The sequence below is a fragment of the Microbacterium pasadenense genome, assembly GCF_047246565.1.
Lineage (GTDB): Bacteria > Actinomycetota > Actinomycetes > Actinomycetales > Microbacteriaceae > Microbacterium.
Window position 1 is genome coordinate 748,756 of the sequence record NZ_JBFOKN010000001.1, and the last position, 24,002, is coordinate 772,757.

The 24,002-nt window shown below is 68.6% G+C and carries 26 protein-coding genes; 15 read left to right on the forward strand and 11 right to left on the reverse strand.

Annotated features, from left to right (window positions below; translation table 11 throughout):
- Positions 1 to 62 precede the first annotated feature (62 nt).
- The 6 genes from AB3M83_RS03470 to AB3M83_RS03495 form a co-directional block, all read right to left on the reverse strand.
- Positions 63 to 332: a hypothetical protein gene (locus tag AB3M83_RS03470; RefSeq protein WP_412945152.1), complete on the reverse strand. Its 270-nt coding sequence runs from the start codon at positions 330 to 332 to the stop codon at positions 63 to 65.
- Complete coding sequence (locus tag AB3M83_RS03475; protein WP_412945154.1) at positions 329 to 658, reverse strand: DUF7882 family protein; 330 nt, start codon at positions 656 to 658, stop codon at positions 329 to 331. The genes AB3M83_RS03470 and AB3M83_RS03475 overlap by 4 nt, the downstream gene beginning before the upstream one ends.
- The gene (locus tag AB3M83_RS03480; RefSeq protein ID WP_412945156.1) at positions 658 to 978 is read right to left on the reverse strand and encodes a DUF7882 family protein; all 321 of its coding nucleotides are present in this window, start codon (positions 976 to 978) and stop codon (positions 658 to 660) included. The genes AB3M83_RS03475 and AB3M83_RS03480 overlap by 1 nt, the downstream gene beginning before the upstream one ends.
- Positions 979 to 1,300: 322 nt before the next feature.
- Positions 1,301 to 1,591, reverse strand: coding sequence for a hypothetical protein (locus AB3M83_RS03485; protein ID WP_412945158.1), 291 nt, complete (start codon positions 1,589 to 1,591; stop codon positions 1,301 to 1,303).
- A 133-nt stretch (positions 1,592 to 1,724) separates the two neighbouring features.
- Complete coding sequence (locus tag AB3M83_RS03490) at positions 1,725 to 2,474, reverse strand: GAF and ANTAR domain-containing protein (protein ID WP_412945161.1); 750 nt, start codon at positions 2,472 to 2,474, stop codon at positions 1,725 to 1,727.
- Entirely contained in the window at positions 2,471 to 3,187 is a 717-nt protein-coding gene (locus tag AB3M83_RS03495) for a GAF and ANTAR domain-containing protein (protein ID WP_412945162.1), read from the reverse strand. The genes AB3M83_RS03490 and AB3M83_RS03495 overlap by 4 nt, the downstream gene beginning before the upstream one ends.
- Before the next feature lie 124 nt (positions 3,188 to 3,311).
- Here AB3M83_RS03495 and AB3M83_RS03500 point away from each other — a divergent pair, with 124 nt between their 5' ends.
- From AB3M83_RS03500 to AB3M83_RS03540, 9 genes are all read left to right on the forward strand, one after another.
- A complete protein-coding gene (locus AB3M83_RS03500; RefSeq protein WP_412945163.1) occupies positions 3,312 to 3,653 on the forward strand; it encodes a hypothetical protein in 342 nt (113 codons plus the stop codon).
- Between the two features lie 310 nt (positions 3,654 to 3,963).
- Positions 3,964 to 5,037 carry an ABC transporter substrate-binding protein gene (locus AB3M83_RS03505; protein WP_412945969.1) on the forward strand — a complete coding sequence of 358 codons (1,074 nt, stop codon included), beginning with the start codon at positions 3,964 to 3,966 and terminating at the stop codon, positions 5,035 to 5,037.
- The gene (locus tag AB3M83_RS03510; protein ID WP_412945165.1) at positions 5,034 to 5,867 is read left to right on the forward strand and encodes an ABC transporter permease; all 834 of its coding nucleotides are present in this window, start codon (positions 5,034 to 5,036) and stop codon (positions 5,865 to 5,867) included. The genes AB3M83_RS03505 and AB3M83_RS03510 overlap by 4 nt, the downstream gene beginning before the upstream one ends.
- Positions 5,864 to 6,697: an ABC transporter permease gene (locus tag AB3M83_RS03515; protein ID WP_412945167.1), complete on the forward strand. Its 834-nt coding sequence runs from the start codon at positions 5,864 to 5,866 to the stop codon at positions 6,695 to 6,697. The genes AB3M83_RS03510 and AB3M83_RS03515 overlap by 4 nt, the downstream gene beginning before the upstream one ends.
- Positions 6,694 to 7,527, forward strand: coding sequence for an ABC transporter ATP-binding protein (locus AB3M83_RS03520; RefSeq protein ID WP_412945169.1), 834 nt, complete (start codon positions 6,694 to 6,696; stop codon positions 7,525 to 7,527). Before AB3M83_RS03515 ends, AB3M83_RS03520 begins: the two co-directional genes overlap by 4 nt.
- On the forward strand, positions 7,527 to 7,859 hold the full coding sequence (locus AB3M83_RS03525) for a hypothetical protein (RefSeq protein ID WP_412945171.1): 333 nt from the start codon (positions 7,527 to 7,529) through the stop codon (positions 7,857 to 7,859). Before AB3M83_RS03520 ends, AB3M83_RS03525 begins: the two co-directional genes overlap by 1 nt.
- On the forward strand, positions 7,856 to 8,518 hold the full coding sequence (locus AB3M83_RS03530; protein ID WP_412945173.1) for a bifunctional 4-hydroxy-2-oxoglutarate aldolase/2-dehydro-3-deoxy-phosphogluconate aldolase: 663 nt from the start codon (positions 7,856 to 7,858) through the stop codon (positions 8,516 to 8,518). The genes AB3M83_RS03525 and AB3M83_RS03530 overlap by 4 nt, the downstream gene beginning before the upstream one ends.
- Positions 8,460 to 9,173 carry an RraA family protein gene (locus AB3M83_RS03535; protein ID WP_412945174.1) on the forward strand — a complete coding sequence of 238 codons (714 nt, stop codon included), beginning with the start codon at positions 8,460 to 8,462 and terminating at the stop codon, positions 9,171 to 9,173. Before AB3M83_RS03530 ends, AB3M83_RS03535 begins: the two co-directional genes overlap by 59 nt.
- Positions 9,174 to 9,184: 11 nt before the next feature.
- Positions 9,185 to 10,129, forward strand: a complete 945-nt coding sequence (locus tag AB3M83_RS03540) for a sugar kinase (RefSeq protein ID WP_412945175.1) — start codon at positions 9,185 to 9,187, stop codon at positions 10,127 to 10,129.
- A gap of 48 nt (positions 10,130 to 10,177) precedes the next feature.
- Here AB3M83_RS03540 and AB3M83_RS03545 read toward each other — a convergent pair whose 3' ends face one another.
- Entirely contained in the window at positions 10,178 to 11,137 is a 960-nt protein-coding gene (locus AB3M83_RS03545) for a LysR family transcriptional regulator (protein ID WP_412945177.1), read from the reverse strand.
- Positions 11,138 to 11,411: 274 nt separating this feature from the next.
- On the opposite strand from AB3M83_RS03545, the gene AB3M83_RS03550 reads away from it, so the two are divergent.
- The 6 genes from AB3M83_RS03550 to AB3M83_RS03575 are packed head-to-tail and all read left to right on the forward strand — an operon-like array spanning position 11,412 to position 19,162.
- Complete coding sequence (locus tag AB3M83_RS03550) at positions 11,412 to 11,501, forward strand: potassium-transporting ATPase subunit F (protein WP_412945179.1); 90 nt, start codon at positions 11,412 to 11,414, stop codon at positions 11,499 to 11,501.
- Positions 11,501 to 13,174 (forward strand): potassium-transporting ATPase subunit KdpA, encoded by a 1,674-nt coding sequence (gene kdpA, locus AB3M83_RS03555; protein WP_412945181.1) that lies wholly within the window; start codon positions 11,501 to 11,503, stop codon positions 13,172 to 13,174. The genes AB3M83_RS03550 and kdpA overlap by 1 nt, the downstream gene beginning before the upstream one ends.
- Before the next feature lie 4 nt (positions 13,175 to 13,178).
- On the forward strand, positions 13,179 to 15,329 hold the full coding sequence (kdpB, locus tag AB3M83_RS03560; protein WP_412945182.1) for a potassium-transporting ATPase subunit KdpB: 2,151 nt from the start codon (positions 13,179 to 13,181) through the stop codon (positions 15,327 to 15,329).
- 20 nt (positions 15,330 to 15,349) lie between these two features.
- Entirely contained in the window at positions 15,350 to 15,964 is a 615-nt protein-coding gene (kdpC, locus tag AB3M83_RS03565; RefSeq protein ID WP_412945183.1) for a potassium-transporting ATPase subunit KdpC, read from the forward strand.
- A 2-nt stretch (positions 15,965 to 15,966) separates the two neighbouring features.
- Positions 15,967 to 18,495, forward strand: a complete 2,529-nt coding sequence (locus AB3M83_RS03570) for an ATP-binding protein (RefSeq protein ID WP_412945184.1) — start codon at positions 15,967 to 15,969, stop codon at positions 18,493 to 18,495.
- Entirely contained in the window at positions 18,470 to 19,162 is a 693-nt protein-coding gene (locus AB3M83_RS03575) for a response regulator transcription factor (protein WP_412945186.1), read from the forward strand. The genes AB3M83_RS03570 and AB3M83_RS03575 overlap by 26 nt, the downstream gene beginning before the upstream one ends.
- 65 nt (positions 19,163 to 19,227) lie before the next feature.
- Here AB3M83_RS03575 and AB3M83_RS03580 read toward each other — a convergent pair whose 3' ends face one another.
- From AB3M83_RS03580 to AB3M83_RS03595, 4 genes are all read right to left on the reverse strand, one after another.
- Positions 19,228 to 19,878, reverse strand: a complete 651-nt coding sequence (locus AB3M83_RS03580; RefSeq protein ID WP_412945188.1) for a GntR family transcriptional regulator — start codon at positions 19,876 to 19,878, stop codon at positions 19,228 to 19,230.
- A 158-nt stretch (positions 19,879 to 20,036) separates the two neighbouring features.
- The gene (tcuA, locus tag AB3M83_RS03585) at positions 20,037 to 21,506 is read right to left on the reverse strand and encodes an FAD-dependent tricarballylate dehydrogenase TcuA (protein WP_412945190.1); all 1,470 of its coding nucleotides are present in this window, start codon (positions 21,504 to 21,506) and stop codon (positions 20,037 to 20,039) included.
- Positions 21,507 to 21,590: 84 nt separating this feature from the next.
- On the reverse strand, positions 21,591 to 22,280 hold the full coding sequence (locus tag AB3M83_RS03590; protein WP_412945191.1) for a response regulator: 690 nt from the start codon (positions 22,278 to 22,280) through the stop codon (positions 21,591 to 21,593).
- Between the two features lies 1 nt (position 22,281).
- Positions 22,282 to 23,895: a sensor histidine kinase gene (locus tag AB3M83_RS03595; RefSeq protein WP_412945193.1), complete on the reverse strand. Its 1,614-nt coding sequence runs from the start codon at positions 23,893 to 23,895 to the stop codon at positions 22,282 to 22,284.
- Positions 23,896 to 24,002 lie beyond the last annotated feature (107 nt).

Below are 24,002 nucleotides of genomic sequence, written 5' to 3' on the forward strand. Positions count from 1 at the left end.
CCCCTGTCGGACGAGTCATTCCCGAGCTGCAGAGCCTGACAGCCCCGCCCGATCCGCGCGCCTCAGGACCGGTGCTCCCCGTCCGAATGTGCGCTGCTCGCGCGGGGGGTCGCGCCACCCTCCCCATCGGGGTCCGCGACCGGGATCAGAGAGATCGCGACGCCGGGGGAGATGAGCAGATACGCATCGCGCCGGACTCCCTCTCCGTCATTGACGCGCAGCCAGACCACTTCTCCGGTCAGCCCGCGCGCGATCTCCGACTGCAGATCCTCGAGCTCTTCGCCGCCGACGCTGTAGCTGGCGTCGCCGTAGCGGATGTCGATGCGCTTCATGATCCGCTCTCTGGCCCGGGGTGTGGGGCGTCCGCCGGCTCGCTCATGACGAACAGCCCGCCGCCGGAGTTCGCCGCCAGCATCATCTGCTCGATCCACGCCCGACTGAGTGCGGGCCGACGACCGCCGTAGAACTTGTACGCGATGGTGCAGCGAGGGTGGATCCACACGATCGTGACGCCATCGCCGATGCTCGGGTCGTCCTTCCAGGTGAAGTGGAAGGACTCGCCGCGTCGCTGCTTCGTGCCGATCACCACCTGCAGGTGGGCGAGGATGCGGTCGTCGAAATCCGCTTTGAGGATGTTCTCGTAGATGAACTTGCCCATCAGGAACGACCCTTCGGGCGCGGGTGCTCGTCTGCTTCCGGAAGGAAAGTCAGCCCCTCGTTGCTGTTCGCCGCGACGGCCAGTTCATCCAGCCACTTGTGGTTGAAGCTCCCCACCTGTCGTGTCAGCTTGCACACCAGGGGCGCGTCCGGATGCACCCAGACCGTGGTGCGACCGTCTCCGATGGACATGTCGTCCCGCCATGAGAAGTGGAGCCCTTCGCCACGCCGCAGCTTGGCGAGCATCACGCGATGAACGTGCGCGATGTCGCGGTCTTCGGCGTCGACCCGAAGCCCCTCTCCAAAGGTGAGTCGACCCATCAAAGCTCCATTTCTCTCGCATGAGCTCTCCGAAGAGCCGCGAGGCCAGTATCCGGCCCGCGGAAGTCATCAGCAACCGCGCCGTCCGCACGGTCACTCTCGGGAGAAATTTCGACGGTCGCTGCGGGGGCTGCCGGCCCCTGCGAGGTCTGCATCCCGCGCTGAGAGGGGGGGGGGAACTCCCGCGGATTCCTGCGGTTCGCTCTGCGGCACGAGTCGACTGCGGGTGTTCGTCGTGTCCCGCTCAGCCTGCCCGGTCCAATATCAGGCCCCTGGTGGTCCTGCACGTGGTGTGGTCAAATGAAAGGTTTACAGAGTCCGGTCACAACTCATCCCAGTTGAGCGCCGACGGCGGCGTCTCGCACGGAACGGCCTGCGCGGGCAGTCGAGCGGAACGGATCCGCGACCGGATGTCGACGAGTGCGGAAGCATCGTCCAACATCGTCCGGAGCGTCCCATCGCCCGGCTCGAGCGCCGCGAGAACCATCGCAGGACTCAAGGTGATCGACGCGTGAGACGGCTGTCCCTCGTCGGTGACGTAAGGCACATGGACGACGTCCGCGCGATTGTCTTCCGCCAGCGTCAGCCAATACGCCAGGACGGCATCCGCCACCGCCGTCGTGGTCTGGAATGTGCCTATCTGAGTCGCCAAACTTTTCACGCGCCACCACCCGATCCGCTTCACAAGAGGACTGCGTCACCGGGGTCTGGGGCAACGGGGCGACTCTAGGGGCGCTGACGAGGCGTCAGGCATCCCCTTGCAATCCGATGAGGAGCGTGGAAGGGTCGATGTCCCTCCGGACGATCTTGGCTGCGACCTCGTGCAGCGGCTGCTGGTGCGCCCGTGCGTAGGCGCGGATCGGTGCGTACGCCTCATCGATGCGGAGCCCGGTCCTCTGGGAGACGACGCCTTTGGCCTGCTCGATGACGACGCGACTGTCCAGCGCTGCCTGAAGCTGCGAGTTGAGGTCGCCCGCTCGGTGGATCGCCCGCTCTTGAAGGATGCCGATCGTCGCGACATCCGCGAACGCCCGGGCCACGGTCGCTTCCGACGAGGCCAGGGTGCCGGGAGCCGACCGGAGGAGGTTCAGCGTTCCGATGGTGACGTTGCGCAGCCTCATCGGGATCGCGTCGACGGCGAGGAATCCGCTCTGCAGGGCTATGCGCTCGAACGACTCCCAGCCCGGATGGTGGACCCGGATGTCCGGAGCGGAGACGGGCGCCCCCGAACGGAAGCAGTCGATGCAGGGGCCTGCGTGCGCGGCCAGCTGCATCACCTCGACGAGTCGTGTCGCCTCGCTGGTCGATGCGATGGTCTCGAGTTCGCCGCTGTCGCCGTCGGTGAGGAGGATCCCCGCCTCCGCCACGCCGAGTATCTCGCTGCAGGCATCGACGAGGGTCTGCAGCAGGTCGACGACGTCGTAGTCGTCGACGAGTGTGTCCGCGAGGCTCGCCAGGACCTGCACCACCCGCTCTTCCCTCGACTGCTCCGTCACGGTCGCGACTCGATTCGACCGTCCACGCGCACGAACGAGAGGCGACGGTCGACGATCTCGGTGGCGACCTCCATGAGGCGGAGGCCCGACGCGAAGGCATGCGCCTGGAGCACGAGGAGCGCGTTCTCGGGGTCGGTGTCCAACTGCGCGAGCACCATGCCGGTCGCCTGGTGCACGGTGCGCCGCGAGTACGGGCTCGCCGGCTCGTCGGTGGAGTCGGGTCGGGTCGTGAGTGCCCGGCTGAGGACATGGCGGCCGATGACCTCCGCCATGGTCGTGGCCTGCCGCTGCTGCTCATCGTCCAGGGAGACGGGGGCGGAGATGGAGTAGAGATCCACCGCGCCGAGGCGGAGCGCTCCCACCGACAGCGGGAAGGCGAAGAGCGACTCGATCGATTCCTCGGCGACGGCATCCGCGAAGGCGGGCCAGCGTCGCGAACCGTCCGAGCGGAAGTCGGGGACCGCGACGACGCGTGCGGTCCGCACGGCGTCCCAGCAGGGCCCTTCGCCGAGGTCGAACTGCAGTTCATCGAGACGAGCGGCGATCGCGTTCGTCGCAGACACCGTCTCGCTGCCGAGCGGCGGACCGATCGTGGAGACAGCCGCTCCGGAGATGGGCAGCAGCTTGACGAAGTAGTTGCTGAATCGGTCGGGTTGACGCGCGGATGCCTCCAGCTCTGCCAGCGTCGTCGCGAATGCGTCGTCTGCCAACATCCTCACCCGCCTCGTACGTGACTCGCGCGCTCTCCGGCGCGTCCATCTCAGCGTAATGATTTCCGCGAGTCCCCACGGTGTCAACCCTCTGGCCGGCGTCGAATGAGAGGGCGATCCTCGCCGCGTGAAGCACATCACCTTTGCCGAGAAATCGCTCTTCGTGGACGACGACGCAGCAGACTGCCTCGTCGAGTACGCGACCCTGCTCGGGGCTGCCCACTCCGCGGACTCCGTCCGCATCCGGGCCATCGGAACGGATGGGAACGAAGTGGAGGCCGACTTCGTCCTCAACCAGGCGACCAACCTGATGTCGGAGTCGACGACAGCCGACATGGAACCTCCCGAGAACACCGACGCCGTCGCCTACATGCGCGGTCGCATCGAGATCCTCCGCAACGGCGTACCGGCGCACCCTGCCGACGATCCCGTCGACGTGCACCCCTGGAACGCCGGCGACTTCAGCTGACCCAGCTGCGACGCGCGCACGCCGCCAACCGAACGAAAGAAGCCCCGGTCCCACCGGGGCTTCTTTCATTGGTCGGATGGTGCCGTCGCGGAGTTATTCGTTTGCCGGATGGCCGCCATCCCGTTAACGCGATTCCTCCGGATCGTTGCGCGCCCTAGCGTCGGAACCACCCGAGAACGACAACCTCCCTCGCCCGCAGTTTCCCGCCACGGGGAGTGGTCGTCCTTCTGTTCCCGCATCACACCGTTGTGAAAGGACACCTATGTTCCGCTTCGCGAAGCAATCCGCCGCACTCGCGGCTATGGGCGCGATGGTCGCCCTCTCCGCGTGCAGCTCACCGACGCCGGCACCCGCGGACCCGAGCGCGAGCGCGCTCGACTCGGTTACCGCCGGGTGGGTGAGCTCCATCGATCAGATCGGTCTTCCCGCGGCGCTCGATCAGGGCTTCTTCGACGAATACGGCCTGGATGTGGATGTGGCGGATCCCTTCGCCACGGGCGTCGACCAGCTGAACGCGCTCGAGACAGACGCCATCCAGTTCGCTCAGGTCGGAGCTCCGTTCATCGGTGCCAAGCTCTCGGGCGCCGACTACGTCATCGTGGGCAACTACACCGGCTCGGCATCCCAGTTCGGCGTCGACGAGACGATGGCGGTCATCGCGAGAGAGGGGTCCGGAGTCGAGGAGGGTGATCTCTCCACGATCCTCGGGAAGAAGATCGGTGTCGCCGTGGGATCGATCAACCATCTGTACCTGCTCGCCGTCCTCGAGGACCTCGGAGCCGAGGTGGACGACGTGCAGGTGGTCAACACCGCACCCCCGGACCTCGGAGTGGCGCTCCAGACCGGGGGAATCGACGTCGCGATCTCCTGGGACCCGTGGCCGCTCCAGAACCTGGACCAGGTCGAGGGGAGCTACGAGGTCGCGCGTGGCGGAGGCTACATCGGCTTCCTGGGGTACATCGTCGCGAAGCGGGACTTCGTCGAGGAGAATCCGGAGACCGTCGAGGCATTCCTGACAGCGCGGGCCGCAGCGGACCGATGGATCCGCGACAATCCCTCGGATGCCGCGGCGACAGCCAGTCGTTGGCTGTCGAGCCTGGACCCCGCCATCGCCGAGGCATCGATGGAGTACAACATCCAGCAGCTCGACCCGCGCATCTCCGCCTGCAACTATGCGGCGCTCGATTCGGCCGAGACGACGCTCAACGAACTCGGGTCCATCGACGGCACCTTCGACGTCAACGAGGTCTTCGTGCCGGGGCCGATCACCAGGGTCATCGATGCCAACCCCGAGCTGTTCGACGATCTCACGCCGATCCCGAGCGCCGCCCAGTGGTCCGACGGCTTCGCGTTCGATCCGGCGGGGAGCCAGTGCTCGCGGTGAGTGCCCTGACCGCCACCGCAGCTCCCGCATCCGCCGCCCAGACGCGGCGGATGCGGGAGGCGGCGACGCGGGCAGCCTGGTTCGTCAGCCCGTTTCTCGTGCTGATCGCGCTCTGGGCCATCATCGTCCCGCTCGCGGGCGTGTCGCCTCGGACATTCCCGTCGATCGGGGCCGTGGTCACCACGCTCGGGGAGACGCTCGCCGACGGTACGCTGCTCACCAACACGGGCGTCAGCCTCATGCGCGTCCTCGTCGGGGCCGGTCTCGCCATGCTGATCGGCATACCCTTCGGCATCCTCATGGGCATGAGCAAAGCAGTCTCCGGCTTCTTCGAGCCGCTGCTGCGCTTCTCTGTGGCCCTCGCGGGCATCGCGTGGATCCCGATCGCGACGCTGGCCTTCGGCTACGGCGAAGGAGCGGTGATCTTCATCGTCTTCAACGCGGTCTTCTTCGCCATCGTCTACCAAACGCTGCTCGGCGTGCGGCAGATCCCGATCTCGTTGCTGCGCGCTGCGCGCAGCAACGGAGCGTCCCCGCTGCGCATGTTCTTCGAGGTGTATCTGCCCGGAGCGATGCCCGGCATCGCGGTCGGCGCCCGCACCGGAATGGGGTTCGCATGGCGCGGTCTGATCGCCGCCGAGATCATCGCGACGAGCCTCGGGTTGGGCTACACCCTGTTCCTGGCCCGCCAGTACTACGAGACGGATGTGATGATCCTCGTCATGATCGTCATCGGAGTTCTCTGGCTGATCATGGATCGTCTCGTCCTCGTCCCCATCGAGCGCCGCACGATACAGCGATGGGGCGGCCAGCAGGGAGTGGACAGGTGAGCGCCCTCGCTCCCGCTGCGCGCCGGGAGTCGGCGTGGGATCAGTTCTGGGCTGTTGCGCTCCGAATCCCCGGGATCCGCACCTGGGGTCCCTTCCTGGTCGTCCTCATCATCTGGGCTGGCATCGCCGCCGCTCAGATCGTGCCATCGTCCTTCTTCACCGGACCGGGTGCGGTCACCGAGGAGTTCGTGTCGCTGGTCGAGCGCGGCATCCTGCCGGCCTACCTCGGTGACTCCATCGGTCGACTGCTCGTCGGAAGTGCAGTGGGACTGGCGGTCGGCGTAGGGCTGGGATTCCTGATCGGCTTGAACCGCTACGTCCGGAAGTTCCTGTGGCCCCTGCTGCTGTTCTTCCAGGCGATCGGCGACATCGCGTGGCTCCCGATCCTGGTGATCTGGTTCGGATTCTCCATCACCAGCGTGACAATCGTGATCGTCTACACGGTGATGTTCCCCCTGATCATCGCCATCGTCTCTGCGATCGACGGAATGCCGGTCAGCCTGCTCCGGGCATCTGGCAGTCTCGGGGCCGGCCGTTGGTCCCGCCTTCTGTACGTCATCCTCCCGGGCACGCTCCCCGGCGTCTCGAGCGGCATCCGCACGGGCCTGGGCTACGGGCTGCGTGCGCTGATCGCGGCGGAGATGATCATCGGCACGAGCGGTGTCGGGTTCATGATGTTCGACGCTCGCGGCCAAGGCGATGTGGCGAAGGTCTTTGTCGGAATGGTCGTTCTGGGTGTCCTCTGGTACCTCGTCGACGCATTGATTCTCGCCCCCTTCGAACGGGAGACCGTCGAACGCTGGGGCATGGTAGAAGGAGTGGGCCGATGAGCGGCACCCTGAAGATCGATCATCTCAGCCAGTCGTATTTCGACTCGTACGCCAAGTCGACGGTGACCGCCGTCGGCGATGTCGAGTTCGAGATCCCCGAGGGACAGTTCGTGTCGCTGATCGGACCGAGCGGCTGCGGAAAAACGACGGTCCTGAACATCGTCGCGGGGTTCATCCAGCCAACCGGCGGGCGCGTGCTCGTCGATGGCGCCCCCGTGACCGGACCCGGGCAGGACCGCGGTGTCGTCTTCCAGGACTTCGCCCTCTTCCCGTGGATGACGGTGGAAGCCAACATCGGGTTCGGTCTGAAGATGCGCGGGGTTCCGAAAGGACAACGCCGGGAGAGCGCGCGCGAGATGGCACGACTGGTCGGCCTGGCCGGCTTTGAGCAGAAATTCCCTCATGAGCTCTCCGGTGGCATGCGCCAACGCGCGGGAGTCGCGCGGGTCCTCGCCACGGAGCCGAGCATCATGCTCATGGACGAGCCGTTCGCATCGATCGATGCCCAGACTCGCCGGGTGCTGCAGCAGGAAGTGCTGCGCATCTGGTCGACCCAGAAGCCGACCGTCCTCTTCGTCACCCATGACGTCGAGGAAGCGGTCTTCATGTCGGACCGCGTCATCGTTCTCGGCAACCGCCCGAGCGAGGTGCAGGCGGACATCACGATCGATCTGCCGCGTCCTCGGGCATGGAAGGACGTCCAGAGTCACCCGGAGTTCATCCGTCTCCGCAGCCGCCTGCTCGGCATGCTCGGCGTGGAGGACCAGGTGGAGCTCGATGGATCCGCTGCTGTCGGCGTCGATGACGCCACGTCAGAGGCGGCACCCTGATGCTCACGCGATTCCTCCGCTCGCGACTTCTCAAGGTGGTCGTCGTCGCCGTCACCATCGTCCTCGCGTGGCAGGCGTACCTGACGGTGCGTGCCGGTTCCGTTATCGACGAAGCGGTCGCCGCCGAGGCGCAGACCTCGCCATCCTTGACCGTCGATGTCGTCCTCGGCTTCCCGCCCGAGCAGTTCCACACGCTTCATCTGCAGTCGTACGGCCGGATCTCGGGCGTGGATGAGAACACGCTGCATCTGCGGGATGTCCGTCCGGAGTCCGTCGGACTGCTCGCCCGCATCTATTGGGTGCAGCGGGTCCTGCCCGGAGACGCGTCGTGAGCGCCGCGACGACGCTGGCCGCCATCGCCCGCCAGAAGGCGATCATGGTGGTTCGTGCGCCCGACCCCAGCGCGGCCGAAGCCGCCATCGGCGCTGCGGTGGCGGGCGGCATCCGGGTGGTGGAGGTCACGTTCACCGTGCCAGGGGCGGTCGAACTCATTCGCGAGCTGGCCCGCGACTCTCGGCTGATCGTCGGGGCAGGCACGGTCCTGAGCACCGACCAGGCGCAAGCCGCCATCGATGCCGGTGCGCTCTTCGTGGTCAGTCCCGGGCTGGATGCCGATGTCGTGCAACACGTCATTGACGCGGGCGTTCTGATGCTTCCGGGCGTCTTCACGCCGACGGAGGTTGTGCGCGCGCTCCAGCTCGGGGCGCCCGCGGTGAAGCTCTTCCCCGCACACCTCGCCGGTCCTGATCACATCAGGGCGCTTCGGGGGCCCCTGCCGCAGGTGAAGGTCATCCCCAGCGGCGGCGTCAATGCGGCCAACGCGGCGGATTGGCTCGCGGCGGGTGCGATAGCGGTCGGCCTCGCCGGCAGCTTGAGCCCTGGGACTGCCCATCCGGATCTCGAATCGATCGCGGCCGAAGCCCGGCGAATAGTTGCGGCCGTCGGCCGCGCCCACCACACCAACGAAGAGGAGCTGTCCCTTGAGTCCTGACAACATCGCGATCCACCCCGAGACGATCGAGGCATTCCGGGGTATCACCACGGCGTCCGTGTCCGACGCTCTCCAGTCGCTCGGAGTGCACGGGTACGCAGACAGTGCCATCGGCCGTGTTGCGGGCGGGAAGCTCGTCGGCCCTGCCGTCACGGTCAAAGAAGAGCCGACGACAGAGTCGGTTCCGCCCCAGCACGCGCTCGAGGCGATCGATTCGGCGACGCCGGGCTCGGTGATGGTGATCGATAACGGCGCCGAGACGAACGTCGCGGCGTGGGGTGGCCTGATGACTGCTGGAGCTGTCGCCAACGGGCTCGCCGGCGTCGTGATCGAATCCGGTGTTCGCGATGTGGAGGAGATCCGTCGCGACTTCGACGGCTTCGCGGTGTTCTCGCGATCGGTCTCCCCGGCGACGACTGTCGGACGATTCCGCACTGTCGCCTCAGGCGTTCCGGTGACCATCGGAGGGATCACGGTCAACGCGGGAGACCTGATCGTCGGCGACGGCGACGGCATCGTGGTGGTTCCTGCCGCCCTCGTCAATCAGGTGCGCGAGATCGCCGAAGACATCGAGAACCGTGAGAAGGAGCAGACCCGCCTCATCCTCGAGTCGGGCTCTCTGCTCGCCGGTCTCGCAAAGTACAACCGCATCTGAGAGAGGCAACAATGTCGGACATCCTGTCTTTCGGGGAACCGATGGTCGAGTTCAATTCGGAGGCGCTGGGGGGACCGAGGGCTGGGTCCATCTTCAGCGCAGGCTTCGGCGGTGATTCCTCCAATTTCGCCGTCGCAGCTCGTCGTCTTGGCGGCCGCGTCGGATACCTCACACGCGTGGGGGCGGATCCGTTCGGCGGGATGCTTCAGCAGCTGTGGCACGACGAAGGAATCGATGCCAGCCATGTCATCGTCGACGAGGAACACCCGACCGGGCTGTACTTCATCCTGCGACACGGCGCCATGACGGAGTTCCAATATCGACGTCAGGGATCCGCAGCAGCTCATCTCACCCCGAGTGACCTTCCCGGAGGCTGGGTGGAAGACGCAAAGCTCCTCCACGTCACGGGAATCACGCAGGCGATCAGTGCCAGCGCGCGCGAAACCGTCTTCGAGGCGATCGATCGAGCCCGCGGAGCCGAGACCCTGATCACGTACGACCCGAACATCCGGCCGGCGCTGTGGCCGCTGCACACCGCGCGGGCGATCGTGAGATACACGATCCCGCTCTGCGATGTGGTCGTCCCCAACCTCGACGAAGGTCGCATGCTGACCGGTCGTGAGGAACCTCGCGCGATCACGCAGGAGTTGCTCGCCATGGGGGCCCGGATGGTCGTCCTGAAGATGGGTGGCGCGGGAGCTGTCGTGGCGACACCGGACGAGTACATTCCGGTTCGGACCCGCGAGGTCGTCGCGCAGGACCCGACCGGCGCCGGCGACACCTTCGACGCGGGCTTCGCGGTCGCGCTCGTCGAGGGGCGGCCGCCTGCCGAGGCCGCCATGTTCGCCTCGGCGGCCGCATCGCGGGTAGTGCAGGGACTCGGTGCGGTCAGCCCCATCCCTCGTCGCAGCGAGGCCGACGCCATCTACACCGAGCTCGCTGCTTTGTCGGTCTGAGCTCGGGCGCGCGAAGCGGGGAGGCGCGACAGCGCTTCCCCGCCAGCGTCAGACCCCGCCTCGCTGGTATCTGCGCACCGGTTCGGGAACCGGTAGTTGTGCGACGAGATCGAGCAGCGCACGCGTCGCTGGCTGCAGCGGACGGGCAGAGTCCCAGAAGACGCTGACCACCCGCCGGTTGCCGGAGTCCTGGATGGGGACGATCTGCAGGCCGGACCGTTCTGAGATCTCAGCTGCCAGCATGTTGGTCAACCCGACGCCGAGGCCCGCCCGCACCAGACCGATGAGCGTCTGCGGCACGTCGGTGTGGTGAACGACATTGGGCCTGGCATGGGCAGTCTTGAAGGCGCGGTAGGCCTCGTTGCTGGACTCGGGCTCGGCTCCTCGGGTGCTCATGGTGATGACAGGATGACTGGCCACCTCCGCGACGGAGACATAGTCGTTCAGGGCGATCGGATGACCGTCGGGCACGACGGCGACAAGCGGCTCTTCCCACAGTGCGTGTGACCGCACCGACGCTTCCTTGATCTGCGGGACCTGCGGTCGGATCGCCAGATCCACCTCACCGGAACGGAGCGCGTCACCGAGGGCGGCTGCATCCCCCTCGACGATGGTCACCGCGATGTGCGGATACCGGGTTCCGAACTCCTTCAGGATGGTGGGGCCGAACGCGGCACCCGCGCTCGGATACCACCCCAGGCGCACTGTCCCACGCAGAACACCGAGGACGGCCTGAACGGAGTCCGACGCGGCTTCGAGGGATCGCGCGACCGCGCGCGCGTGCTCCAGGAATGCGATCCCCGCGTCAGTGAGCCGCACCGGGCGCTCTCGCCTATCGAACAACTCGGCGCCGATGTGGCGCTCGAGGTCGGCGACGTGGGACGAGATGCGCGGCTGCGATCGGAAGGTGCCTTCGGCTGCGGCGGCGAACCCGCCGAAGTCGACGACGGCCAGAAAGCTCGTCAGCCACTCGAAGCGGTAGCCATCGAGGCGGGAGAGCGATGCCATGCCGCCAGCCTAATGAGCGACGTCATGAGGGACGGTGGTCGTCAGGGATGTGTGAGGGATCGGCCGAACGGCGTATGGGTTCCGTTAGGGCCGGGTGATGCGGCTTCCGGGAGGGCTTTGATCGGAAGTCGTGGCCCTCCCGGGCCGCACGGCGCGGGCATCCGCTGCCGTCTCCATCCGAATGGGAGCCCGCTGTGCTTGACCTCGTGTACGTGATGGGCGCGATCGCCGTGTTCCTCGTCATCGGCCTGCTGGGGAAGGCGGTGGAGAAGCTGTGATCGTCTTCGAGCTCCTCGCCGGCGGCCTCGGCGTGGCGGCGATCGTGTACCTCGTGTTCGCGCTCGTGAAACCGGAGCGCTTCTGATGACGTGGCTGCACGCACTCCTGTCGTTCGGCACCGTGGCGCTGGCCCTCGGTCTCCTGTACCGCCCGATGGGCGACTACATGGCGCGGGTGTACACCTCCGGCAAGGATCTGCGCATCGAGCGCGGCGTGTACCGAGTGATCGGCGTCGACGCCCGCGCGGAGCAGGCGTGGCCCGCCCACCTGCGGGGCGTCCTGCTGTTCTCCCTCATCGGTCTGCTCATCGTCTACGCGCTGCAGCGGCTGCAGCAGTGGCTCCCCTACTCCCTCGGACTCCCGGCGCCCTCGGAGCACCTGTCGTTCAACACCGCGGCATCCTTCGTCGGCAACACGAACTGGCAGTCCTACTCGCCAGAGCTCACCCTCGGATACACCGTCCAGTTCGCCGGACTGGCCGTGCAGAACTTCGTGTCCGCCGCCGTGGGCATCGCCGTCGCCATCGCCCTGGTCCGCGGCTTCGCGTACCGGAGGTCGGGGACCATCGGGAACTTCTGGGTCGACCTGACCCGTGGGACACTCCGCATCCTTCTCCCGCTGGCAGTGATCAGTGCGATCGTCCTCCTGATCGGCGGCGTGATCCAGAATCTCAACGGGTTCACCGGCGTCACCACCGTCGTGGGCACGGCTCAGGTCATCCCGGGGGGACCCGTCGCGTCCCAGGAAGCCATCAAGCTCCTCGGCACGAACGGGGGCGGCTTCTTCAACGTCAACTCCGCGCACCCCTTCGAGAACCCGAGCCCGTGGACGAACCTCTTCCAGGTGCTCCTCATGCTGATCATCCCGTTCTCGCTTCCGCGCACCTTCGGGCGGATGGTCGGCGACCACCGTCAGGGGTACGCCGTCGTCGCCACGATGGCGACGCTCTACACCGCGTCGTTCGTGGCCCTCGCGGCGCTCGAATCCGCGGGGATGGGCACGGCGCCCGAGCTCGCCGGCGCCGCGCTGGAGGGCAAGGAGCAGCGCTTCGGCATCCTCGGCTCCGCGCTGTTCGCGACGACCAGCACGAGCACCTCCACCGGCGCCGTCAACTCGATGCACGACTCGTACTCGGCGCTCGGCGGGATGCTCCCGCTGCTGAACATGATGCTCGGCGAAGTGTCTCCCGGCGGCGTCGGGGCGGGCCTCTACTCCCTCCTGATCCTCGCGATCATCGCGGTCTTCATCTCCGGGCTCCTGATCGGACGCACGCCCGAATACCTCGGCAAGAAGATCGGGCCGAGGGAGATCAAGCTCGCCGCGACCTACATCCTCGTGACCCCCACGCTCGTCCTCGTCGGCACCGCCCTCAGCTTCGCGATCCCCGGCGTCCGTGAGGACGTGGTCGCCACCTCGATCTGGAACCCGGGCATCCACGGCATGTCCGAAGTGCTCTACGCGTTCACGTCGGCGGCCAACAACAACGGATCCGCTTTCGCGGGACTCACGGCGAACACGCCCTGGATGAACACGGCGCTCGGAGTGGCGATCCTCCTCGGGCGATTCGTTCCGATCGTTCTGATCCTCGCGCTCGCCGGATCGTTCGCGGCACAGGACAAGGTCCCGGCGACGTCGGGCACCCTGCCGACGCACCGGCCGATGTTCATCGGCCTCCTCACGGCGGTCATCGTCCTGGTGACCGCGCTCACCTACTTTCCCGTTCTCGCGCTGGGTCCCCTGGCGGAAGGGCTGAGGTAACACCATGTCCACGACGACACAGAGCCGCCCCCGAGCGGAAGCCGCATCGACGGCACGGCGGGGCTTCAGCTGGACGCAGGTCCGTGACGCGCTCCCCGCCACCGTCGCGAAGCTCCACCCCAAGGACCAGTGGCGGAATCCGGTCATGTTCCTCGTCTGGGTGGGCGCCGTGCTCACGAGCATCCTGGCGGTCGCGGAGCCCTTCATCGGCGGCCCCGCCGACTCGGGCGGAGCGGCGGTCCCGGCGGCCTTCACGGGGGTGATCGCGCTGTGGCTCTGGCTCACGGTCCTGTTCGCCAACCTCGCCGAGGCGGTGGCCGAGGGGCGGGGCAAGGCTCAGGCCGAAAGCCTGCGCAAGACGCGCACGAGCACCATCGCCAACCGGCTGGCCGACTATGACGCCGCCGTCGACGGCGGCGGTGAGCGAGCGCAGGTCGACCGGGTCGCGTCGTCAGAGCTCGGACTCGGCGACGTCGTGGCCGTCTCCGCAGGGGAGCTGATCCCCGGCGACGGCGACATCGTGTGGGGCATCGCATCCGTGGACGAATCCGCCATCACCGGCGAGTCCGCGCCTGTCGTCCGCGAGTCGGGCGGCGACCGTTCCGCCGTCACCGGCGGGACACGCGTCCTCTCCGACCGGATCGTGGTGCGGATCACCTCGAAGCCGGGGGAGACCTTCGTCGACCGGATGATCGCTCTGGTCGAAGGCGCTGCGCGCCAGAAGACCCCGAACGAGATCGCCCTGAACATCCTCCTCGCGGCCCTGTCGATCGTCTTCGTCGTCGTCGCGCTCACCCTCAACCCGATCGCGTCGTACGCGGCCGCGCCCGTCAGCATCACGGTCCTCGTCGCGCTGCTGGTGTGCCTCATCCCCACGACGATCGGCGCCCTCCTCAGCGCGATCGGGATCGCCGGCATGGACCGCCTCGTCCAGCGCAACGTCCTCGCGATGTCCGGCCGTGCCGTCGAAGCCGCCGGCGACGTCACGACACTCCTCCTGGACAAGACCGGCACCATCACGTACGGCAACCGACGGGCGAGCGAATTCCTGCCGATGCCCGGCGCCGCCTACGAGGAGCTGGTCCGGATGGCGGCGCTCTCCTCGCTGGCCGACCCGACACCCGAGGGCGCGTCGATCGTCGAGCTCGCCCGCGTCGAGGGCGTCGAGGTCGACGCCGGCGCGACGACGACAGCAGAGGTCGTCCCCTTCACCGCGCAGACGCGCATGTCCGGGCTCGACACCTCGGACGGCGTCAGCATCCGCAAGGGCGCGATGTCGGCCATCGTGGCCTGGCTGGAGGACGACGGGCAGCGGATGCCTCGCGCCGAACTCGCCGAACTCGAAGCCGACGCCGAGATGATCTCGCAGTCCGGCGGCACTCCGCTGGCCGTCGCGACGAAGACCGCCGGACGAGGACGCCTCTGGGGTGTCGTCCATCTGAAGGACGTCGTCAAGGACGGCTTGCCGGCGAAGTTCGCCGATCTGCGGGCGATGGGCATCCGCACCGTCATGATCACCGGCGACAACCCGCTGACCGCGGCGGCGATCGCGCGGGAGGCGGGCGTGGACGACTTCCTCGCCGAGGCGACCCCGGAGGACAAGCTCGCCTACATCCGAGAGGAGCAGGAGGGGGGCAACCTCGTCGCGATGACCGGCGACGGCACCAATGACGCACCCGCTCTGGCGCAGGCCGACGTCGGCGTCGCGATGAACTCCGGCACCTCGGCCGCCAAGGAGGCGGGCAACATGGTGGATCTGGACTCCGACCCGTCCAAGCTCATCGACATCGTTCGCGTCGGGAAGCAGCTGCTCGTCACCCGCGGCGCCCTCACCACCTTCTCCATCGCGAACGACATCGCGAAGTACTTCGCGATCATCCCGGCCATGTTCATGGCGGTGTTCCCCCAGCTGTCGGCGCTCAACGTCATGGGACTGAGCTCGCCCGCATCGGCGGTGCTCTCCGCCGTCATCTTCAATGCGATCGTGATCGTCTTCCTCATCCCGCTGGCGCTCCGGGGCGTGACGTACCGGCCGGGCAGCGCCGCCACCGTGCTCGGCCGCAACCTCGCCGTCTACGGGGTGGGTGGCGTCGTCACCCCCTTCGTCGGCATCTGGCTGATCGACCTCGTCGTCCGCCTCATCCCCGGTTTCTGAGACCTGAAAGAAGAACAGCGATGATCACCTCCACCCGGCAGCTCGGACGTTCCGCGGGAGTCGCCGTGAAGGCGATGGTGCTGGCCACCGTCTTGGGCGTCGGCTACACGCTCGCGATCACCGTCGTCGCGCAGGCGCTGCTCCCCGCGCAGGCCAACGGCTCGCTCCTGCGCAACGGCGCGGGTGACGTCGTCGGGTCGTCCCTCATCGGTCAGCCGTTCGCAGACGACGACGACGGCGCCCCTCGGCCGGAGTACTTCCAGCCGCGGCCGTCCGCGGCCGGCGACGGCTACGACGGCGGCGCATCGTCCGGCTCGAACCTCGGGCCCGAGAACGACGACCTCATCGCCGCGATCGCCGAGCGGCGGTCGCAGGTCGCGTCGCTCAACCGAGTCCCCGAAGCCGATGTGCCGGCGGACGCGCTCACCGCCTCGGGGTCGGGGTTGGACCCCCACATCAGCCCCGAGTACGCCGCGATCCAGGTCGATCGGATCGCGGCGGAGCGCGGCATCCCACCCGAGCAGGTCTCCGACCTGGTGCGATCGCACACGCAGGGGCCGGACCTAGGCTATCTCGGTGAGCCCGTGGTGAACGTCCTCGAACTCAACGTGGCACTCGACGAGGCAGGGGACTGAGCATGACCAGACCGGGACAGCTCCGGGTGCTGCTCGGCGCTGCGCCCGGGGTGGGTAAGACGTACACGATGCTCGAGGAAGGGCGCCGCCTCATCGGACAGGGCGCTGACGTCGTCATCGCCGTCGTCGAGTCGCACGGCCGCTCCGCCACGGCCGCCATGACTGCGGGCATCCCGGCTGTCCCGCGGATGCGGGTCTCGCACCGAGGCGTCGAGCTCGACGAGATGGACCTGGCTGCAGTCCTCACCCGGTCGCCGCGCGTCGCGCTCGTCGACGAACTCGCGCACACCAACGCGCCCGGGACGCGCAATGAGAAGCGGTGGCAGGACGTCGCAGAGCTGCTCGCCGCGGGCATCGACGTGATCTCGACGCTCAACATCCAGCACATCGAGTCCCTCACCGACGTCGTCGAGCAGATCACCGGAGCCGCGCAGCGGGAGACCGTGCCGGACAGCTTCCTCCGGGCCGCCGCCCAGGTCGAGGTGGTGGACCTCGCGCCCCAGGCGCTGCGCGACCGTCTCACCGGCGGCCTCGTCTACCCGGCGGAGCGCATCGACGCGGCGCTGTCCAACTACTTCCGCCTGGGCAACCTCACCGCACTCCGCGAACTCGCGCTGCTGTGGCTCGCCGACGAGGTGGACCAGGCGCTGACGGGGTACCGGCGAGAACACGGCATCCAGGCGACATGGGAAGCGAGGGAACGCGTCGTCGTCGCCCTCACCGGCGGCGCCGAGGGTGAGACGCTCCTGCGGCGAGGCGCGCGGATCGCAGCGAGGTCAGCCGGCGGCGAGCTCATCGCCGTCCACGTCACCAGCCAGGACGGCCTCCGAAGCGCGAACCCGGCCGCGCTCACGCAGCAGCGAGCACTCGTCGAGAAGCTGAACGGCACGTACCACCAGGTGATCGGCGAGGACATCCCGACGGCCCTCGTCGAGTTCGCGCGCTCCGTGAACGCGACCCAGCTCGTGCTCGGCGCCAGCAGACGGGGGCGGCTGTCGGCTGCCCTCACCGGACCCGGGATCGGCGCAAGCGTGGTCCGGGAGTCCGGGGACATCGACGTGCACATGGTCAATCACGCAGCCGCCGGCGGCAGTCGTGCGCTGCCCCCGCTGACGGGGGCGCTCACGGTCAAGCGGAGGATCCTGGGGCTCGCGCTCGCGCTGGTGGGCGGGCCGATCCTCACCGCGTTGCTCGCGGTCTTCCGCTCGGAGGAGTCCATCACGACCGACGTGCTGAGCTTCCAGCTCCTCGTCGTGCTCGTCGCCCTGGTCGGCGGACTGTGGCCGGCGCTGTTCGCCGCGGTGCTGTCGGGGATCACCCTCGACTTCCTGTTCATCGAACCGCTCTACGCCGTCCACATCCACCAGCCCCACCACCTGCTCGCGCTCGTCCTCTACGTCGTCATCGCCTCGCTCGTCAGCGTGATCGTCGACCGCGCCGCCCGCTACACCCGCGCGTCGCGGAGATCGGCGGCGGAGTCGGAACTGATCCAGACCATCGCCGGCAGCGTCCTCCGCGGGGAGAACGCCCTCCAGGCTCTCGTCGACCGGACCCGAGAAGCGTTCCAGCTCCCCGGCGTCCGACTCGTGCGGGGTGACGAGGTCGTCGCCCGTGCCGGCGAGCCCGTGGCCGATGACCGGCGCACCGAAGTGCCCGTCGTTGAGGGCGTGACGCTCGAGCTCCACGGCGCGAACCTCGCGGCGTCGGAGCGGCGGCTGCTGGCGGTCGTGACCGCGCAGCTGGCGGCCGCTCTCGAGCACGAGAGGCTCCAGCAGACCGCTGAGACGATCGAACCCATCGCGGCATCCGATCGGGTCCGCGGGGCGCTGCTCTCGGCGCTGAGCCACGACCTCCGGCGCCCGCTCGCGTCCGCGACCGCGGCTGTCGGCGGACTCAAGACCGCCGACGTCAACCTCACCGCTCACGACAGACGAGAGCTCCTCGACACGGCGGACGAGAGTCTCCGCGCGCTCGGGACGCTCGTGACGGACCTCCTCGACGTCAGTCGCGTGCAGGCCGGTGCGCTCTCGATCGCGAACATGCCGGTCGACCCGGCCGAGGTGATCGCCCCCGCACTCGACGAACTGCAGCTCGGCCCCCAGGACGTCGCCCTTCGCCTGCAGCATGACGACAGCACGGTGCTGGCAGACCCCGTCCTGCTGCAGCGGGTGCTCGTGAACCTGCTCGCCAACGCGCACCGGTATGCGCCCGAGGGCACGCCGGTGAAGATCACCACGAGCACCTTCTCGGACAGGCTGGAGATCCGCGTCATCGATCACGGGCCCGGGGTGCCGGCGCAGAAGGCGGACGACATCTTCATCCCCTTCCAGCGTTCGGGAGACACCGACAACTCCACCGGCCTCGGTCTCGGCCTCGCCCTCTCGCGGGGATTCGTCGAGGCGATGGGCGGGACCCTGACCCCGGAGGAGACCCCGGGTGGCGGCCTCACGATGGTGATCTCCCTCCGCACCCACCGCACCACCCACCGCAGCGAACGAGAGCCTCATGAGAATCCTGATCGCGGACGATGACCCCCAGCTGATCCGCGCGCTTCGCATCACCCTCTCCGCCAAGGGCTACGACGTCGTCACGGCCTCGGACGGGGCGGAAGCCATCAGCGCCGCCGTCGATCACCGCCCCGACATCTTCTTGCTCGACCTCGGGATGCCGAGGCTCAACGGGCTCGACGTGATCGCAGGCATCCGGGGGTGGTCGCAGGCACCCATCCTCGTCGTCTCGGGCCGAGCCGGGGCGGCCGACAAGGTCGAGGCGCTCGATGTCGGCGCGGACGACTACATCACCAAGCCGTTCGCCGTCGAAGAGCTGCTCGCACGGATCCGCGCATTGACGCGGCGCGTGACGCCGGACGAGTCGGGGCCGGTCGTGCGGCTCGGCGACGCGACGATCGACCTCTCTGCGCGGAGCGTCACGATCAGCACTCCTGACGGGGCGGAGCGCGTCCGTCTGACGCCGACCGAGTGGCAGGTCATCGAGGTGCTCATCCGCAACGCGGGGCGTCTCGTGACGCGGCAGACCCTGCTCACCAAGATCTGGGGCACCGAGCACGCCGAGGACACCGGCTACCTCCGCCTCTACATCTCCCAGCTCAGGAAGAAGCTCGAACCGGACCCGGGGGCGCCGGTGTTCATCATCACGGAGGCGGGAATGGGGTACCGGCTGGAGAACGCCCAGGCGTGACCGTTTCGGGCCGCGCGGATGCCGGTCGCCGCAGAGGATGCCGGTTCAGACCGGCGGCGGCGTCCTCACCGTGCCGTTCGCGCGTGCTCGCGCAGGAGGCGGATGCGCAGCTCCCGCGCCGTGCGCATGTGCGCACTCGCCCGCCGACGCGCCTCGTCGGCGTCGCGCGCGTCGATCGCGGCCACGATCGCCTCGTGCTCGTCGAGCGACTGCGTCCAGCGGTCGCCGACCGAGAGCGTGGAGTGCGGCGCGTTGGTCAGGTGGAACTGCAGGCGCTCGAGCAGCTCCACGAGCACGGCGTTGTGAGAGGCATGCCACAGGGCGGTGTGGAACTCGAGATTGGTCCGGATGCGCTGCGCATCGTCCGGGTCCCGGAGCGACCGGTCCCTCGCGATGAGCCCCTCTAGGGTGACGAGGTCGCTCAGCTGACGGTTCTCGGCGGCCTCCGCCGCCGCCTCGCCTTCCAGCGCGATGCGGACGTTGTACGTGTTCAGCATCCGTTCGGGGTTCGGTGCCGTGACGCGGAGCGTGCGGCCGTCACGCTCGACGAGGCCGTATCCCTCGAGCCGGCTCAGCGCTTCTCGCACCGGCGTCCGCGAGACGCCGAACCGCTCCGCCAGGGCGACCTCGCGAAGCGCCAGACCCGGCTCGAGCACGCCGGACACGATCTCGCTGCGCAGCGATCGGACGAGGCTCTCGGGATCATGCGACGGCATATCGAGGCTCTCCTCCAGGGCGGGTGGGCGGTCGGGCGGGCGGCAGTCGAGCGCTGTGACGATTCTCTCCCTCGGCGGCGCGGCACGCCAACAGCATCGAGGGAGGGATGCCGGGCGGGCGGCGCGACGCACACCGCCCGCACGGATCGGTCAGACGGTCAGGCGATCGCGCCCGCTCGGCGTCCGAAGACGCAGCCGGCGGCGAGCCCGCTGCCGCCGGGATAGTTGCCGCTGAACAGGCCGCCGAGCATCTCGCCGGCCACCAGGAGCCCGGGGAGAGGGGTCCCGTCGGCGTCGAGCACGCGTCCTTCCGTGTCGGACTTCAGCCCGCCGAACGTGAAGGTGATGCCGCAGGTCACTCCGAACGCGTAGAACGGCCCGGTCTCGATGGCCGCGGCCCAGTTGGACTTCGGCGGCACCACGTCGGCGCGGCGTCCGTCCTTGACCGTCGGATCGAAGGGACGGTCGCGATCGATCGACGCGTTGAAGGCGTCCACCGTCGCCGTGAGCGCCGCGCCATCGATGCCGATCTTCTCGGCCAGCTCCTCGATCGTGTCGGCGACCTCGACGGAGATGCCCGGCATGTCGTACTCCTCCGTCCGCAGGTGCGGCCGGAGCTCGGCGTCGAACACCTGGTAGGCGACGGACCCGGGCTGGCGGAGGATCTCGCGACCGTACTTCGCGTACGTGTAGTTGCGGAAGTCGGCGCCCTCGTCCAGGAAGCGGTTGCCCTCGCGGTTCACGATGATGCCGAGCGGGTAGCTCTGCCGCGTCAGCCGGTTCGTCAGCTCCCGATTCGACTCGTTCGTCGCCGTGAACGCGTCCCACTGCACCGAATGGCAGCTGTTCCAGTCGCCGCCCCGCGCCGCGCCGACGGCGAGGGCGGCACGGAGCATGTCGCCCTGGTTGTACGGCGTGCCGCGCACCTTGGCGTTCCCCCATCCCTCGCCGAGGTACTCCTCGCGCATGCCGGCGTTGGCCTCGAAGCCGCCTGCGGTCAGGATGACCGACTCGGCCCGCACCTCGACCTCGCCGTCGGCGGTGGCAGCCGTCACTCCGACCACACGACCGCCGTCGACGATGAGGTCCGTGGCCCGGTGTCCGTAGCGGATGTCGACTCCGCTCGCACGCGCCGCGCGCGTGTGGTCGGCGATCAGGCCCTCGCCGCCGCCGACGTTGCCGACGTGCAGACCGCCCCAGAAGAGGTGGGAGCCGTCCGGGCGCTCGTAGGCCTGCCGCTCGTACATGAGGCGGTACTTGAGGCCCTTCTCGTGCAGCCAGATCAGCGCGTCCGTCGCGTCCTGGACGAGGACGTCCGTCAGCTCGGGGTCGTTCCGGCCCTCGGTGACCTTCTCGAGATCCGCGCGATACTCGTCCGCACTGTAGGGCGGGACGACCGTGGTCGACCAGCGCTCATCGGGTTCGAGCCACGGCCGCAGGTCGTCGAGACCGTTGTGGGTAATCCGTGTGGCACCGGCCGTGTAGAAGCTGTTACCGCCGGCCATGTCCTCGGTGCCGGCCTCCAGCACGATGACCCGCCGCCCGCGCTCGGTTGCCGCGTGCGCCGCGGTGAAGCCGGCATTGCCGCCCCCGACGACCACCACGTCCGTCGCGAGAATGTGCGTCATGTCCGCTCCCATCGTTTCGGTATACATATGTATACAACGCTCGGCCGACCGATGCAAGGACCCCCACGGGTGATGGTCAGCCCATCAGGAGCCGATCCAGTACTCGTGCTGCGGCCGCCCGGCCTCGCCGTAGCGCGGCTGCATCTCGACGACCCCGTCGTGGACCAGGCGCTCGAGATACCTGCGTGCGCTGACCCGCGAAAGCCCGGTGGCGTCCGCGGCCTCGAGCGCGGTGATGGGGGAGTCCATCCCCGCCAGGGCCTCGAGCACCCGCTGCCGGGTCACGGGGTTCATGCCCTTCGCCGCACCGGTGCCGGCGCCCACGGGACCGCGCTTGAGCAGCGTGTCGACCTGACCCTGCGACAGGCGCGCCAGCCCGCTCACGAGCCGGCGCTCGCGCACGCGGGTGGCGTAGCCGGCCAGGCGGGCGCGGAAGTCGTCGTGGGTGAACGGCTTCAGGAGGAAGTCGACGACGCCGAGCGAGATCGCCTGCTCCACCAGAGCCGGCTCGTGGGCGGCGCTCACCATGATGACGTCGACCTGGCACGCCGGATCGGCGCGCAGTCGTCGCAGGAGCTCGATCCCCGACGCGTCGGGCAGGTACATGTCGAGGAGCAGCAGGTCGAGGTCACCGCCGCGGACCCGCGCGAGGGCGTCGGCCGCGGTCAGCTCGCTGCCGACGAGCTCGAATCCCGGGATGCGCCCGAGGAAGCTCGCGTGCAGCCGTGCCACGGCGAAGTCGTCGTCGACGATGAGCGTCCGTATCCCCGTCACGTCACGCCTCCCTCGCCTGTTCCTCGCTCCGGGTGGGGGGCGGAGCCCCGGTCGTCGTCGCCGGCAGCAGGACCTCGACCCGCGCTCCGCCGAGCGGCGATTCGCCGAGGACGAGGCGTCCACCCCGCCCCTCGACGACCCGCAGCACCGACGCCAGCCCGATCCCGTGATTCGCGGCATCCTCCTTGGACGTCTCCCCGCGGCGGAGCAGGCGTCCGGGGTCGCCCTCGAAGCCGGGACCGTCGTCATCGACGCAGATCCGCAGGATACCCGCCTCCGGTTCGGCGCTGAGCAGGAGCTGCACCACTCCGCCGAACCCGGTGGCCTCGACGGCGTTGTTGAGCAGGTTGGCGAGGACGAGCAGGGTGTCGTCGTCCACGGGCCATGCCGCGGGGATGCTGCTCTCCGGCGCGACGCCGAGCGTCACGTGCTCGCGGGCGGCGACGCCGATGTGAGCAGAGACGAGCGCCGCCAGCATCGGGGCCTCGACCGATGCCACCGGCCGTGCCCCCGGCACGCCCTCGAGGTAGGAGCGGGCCTCGTCGTACTCCTCGAGCTCGATGAGGCCCGAGACGAGGTGCATCCGGTTCTCGAACTCGTGCGCTTCGATGCGGAGCAGTTCGGCCTCGGCCTGCTCCGCCTGCAGCCGGGCCATGGCTCGATCGAGCTCGGTGCGGTCGCGAAGCGACACCATCCGGCCGACGATCCTGTTGCCGTGGCGCACGTCGCCCGCCTGCACGTAGACGCTGAAGTCCCCGAAGTGGCGCAGGTGCACGCGGCCGCGGTCGGCGTCCTCGTCGAGGAGGTCGCGGACCTCCTCGGGAAGCGCGTCGGCGCCCGCGCCGATGAGCGGCGGGACCGCATCCGCGGCCAGCCCGAGGAGTCTCGCGGCCTCCGCGTTGATGAGCTGGATCCGGCCCTTCGGGTCCAGCGTCACGATGCCCTCCTGGCCGCTGTCCATGACCGCCTGGTGCGCGTGGAGCAGCCCGACCACCTGGCTGGGCTCGACGCCGTAGAGCCTCCGCCGCAGCCACCGCGAGACGAGCCAGGCGAGCAGCGCGCCCAGCGCGATCGCCAGGAGGGACGTGGCGGCGATCGGGAGACTCTGATCGAAGGCCTCCTGGCGGATGTCGCTGACCAGCTCGCCGACGGAGATGGTCCCGACGACGTCGTCTCCGTCGATAATCGGGAGCTTGACCCGGTACGTCACCCCCTGCGGTCCCGACTCGATCCCGCGGAACTCGCCGCCGGCGCGGATCGGCGCGTGATCGCTCGACACCGGCCGTCCGATCTGGTCCGGGTCGACATGAGCGACGCGGATGCCGTCGAGGTCGGCGACCGTGATGTATTGGAAGCCCGACGCGCTGATCGCCGCATCGACGATCGGCTGGATCTCCGCCGTCGGATCGTCGCTCCGCAGGGCGGTGACGACCGTCGGGAGGTGCCGGATCGTGTCGGCGACCTCCTGGATCCGCTGCTCGACGACAGCCTCAGCCTCGCCGACCGCGCGCGCGACGCCCACCCCGGCGATGATCGCGACGACGACGACCATGACGGCGAGCTGGACGCCGAAAAGGACGCCCGCGATCGGTCGGGCGGTGCGTGACGATGCCATGGGGGATCTTTTCTGGGACCGAAACGATCAAAACTGTCGTTAGTGCCAAGAACCGGATTCGCGGCGCGGGCCGTTCGTAGAGTGTGTGCGCGGCCGGGCACTGTGCG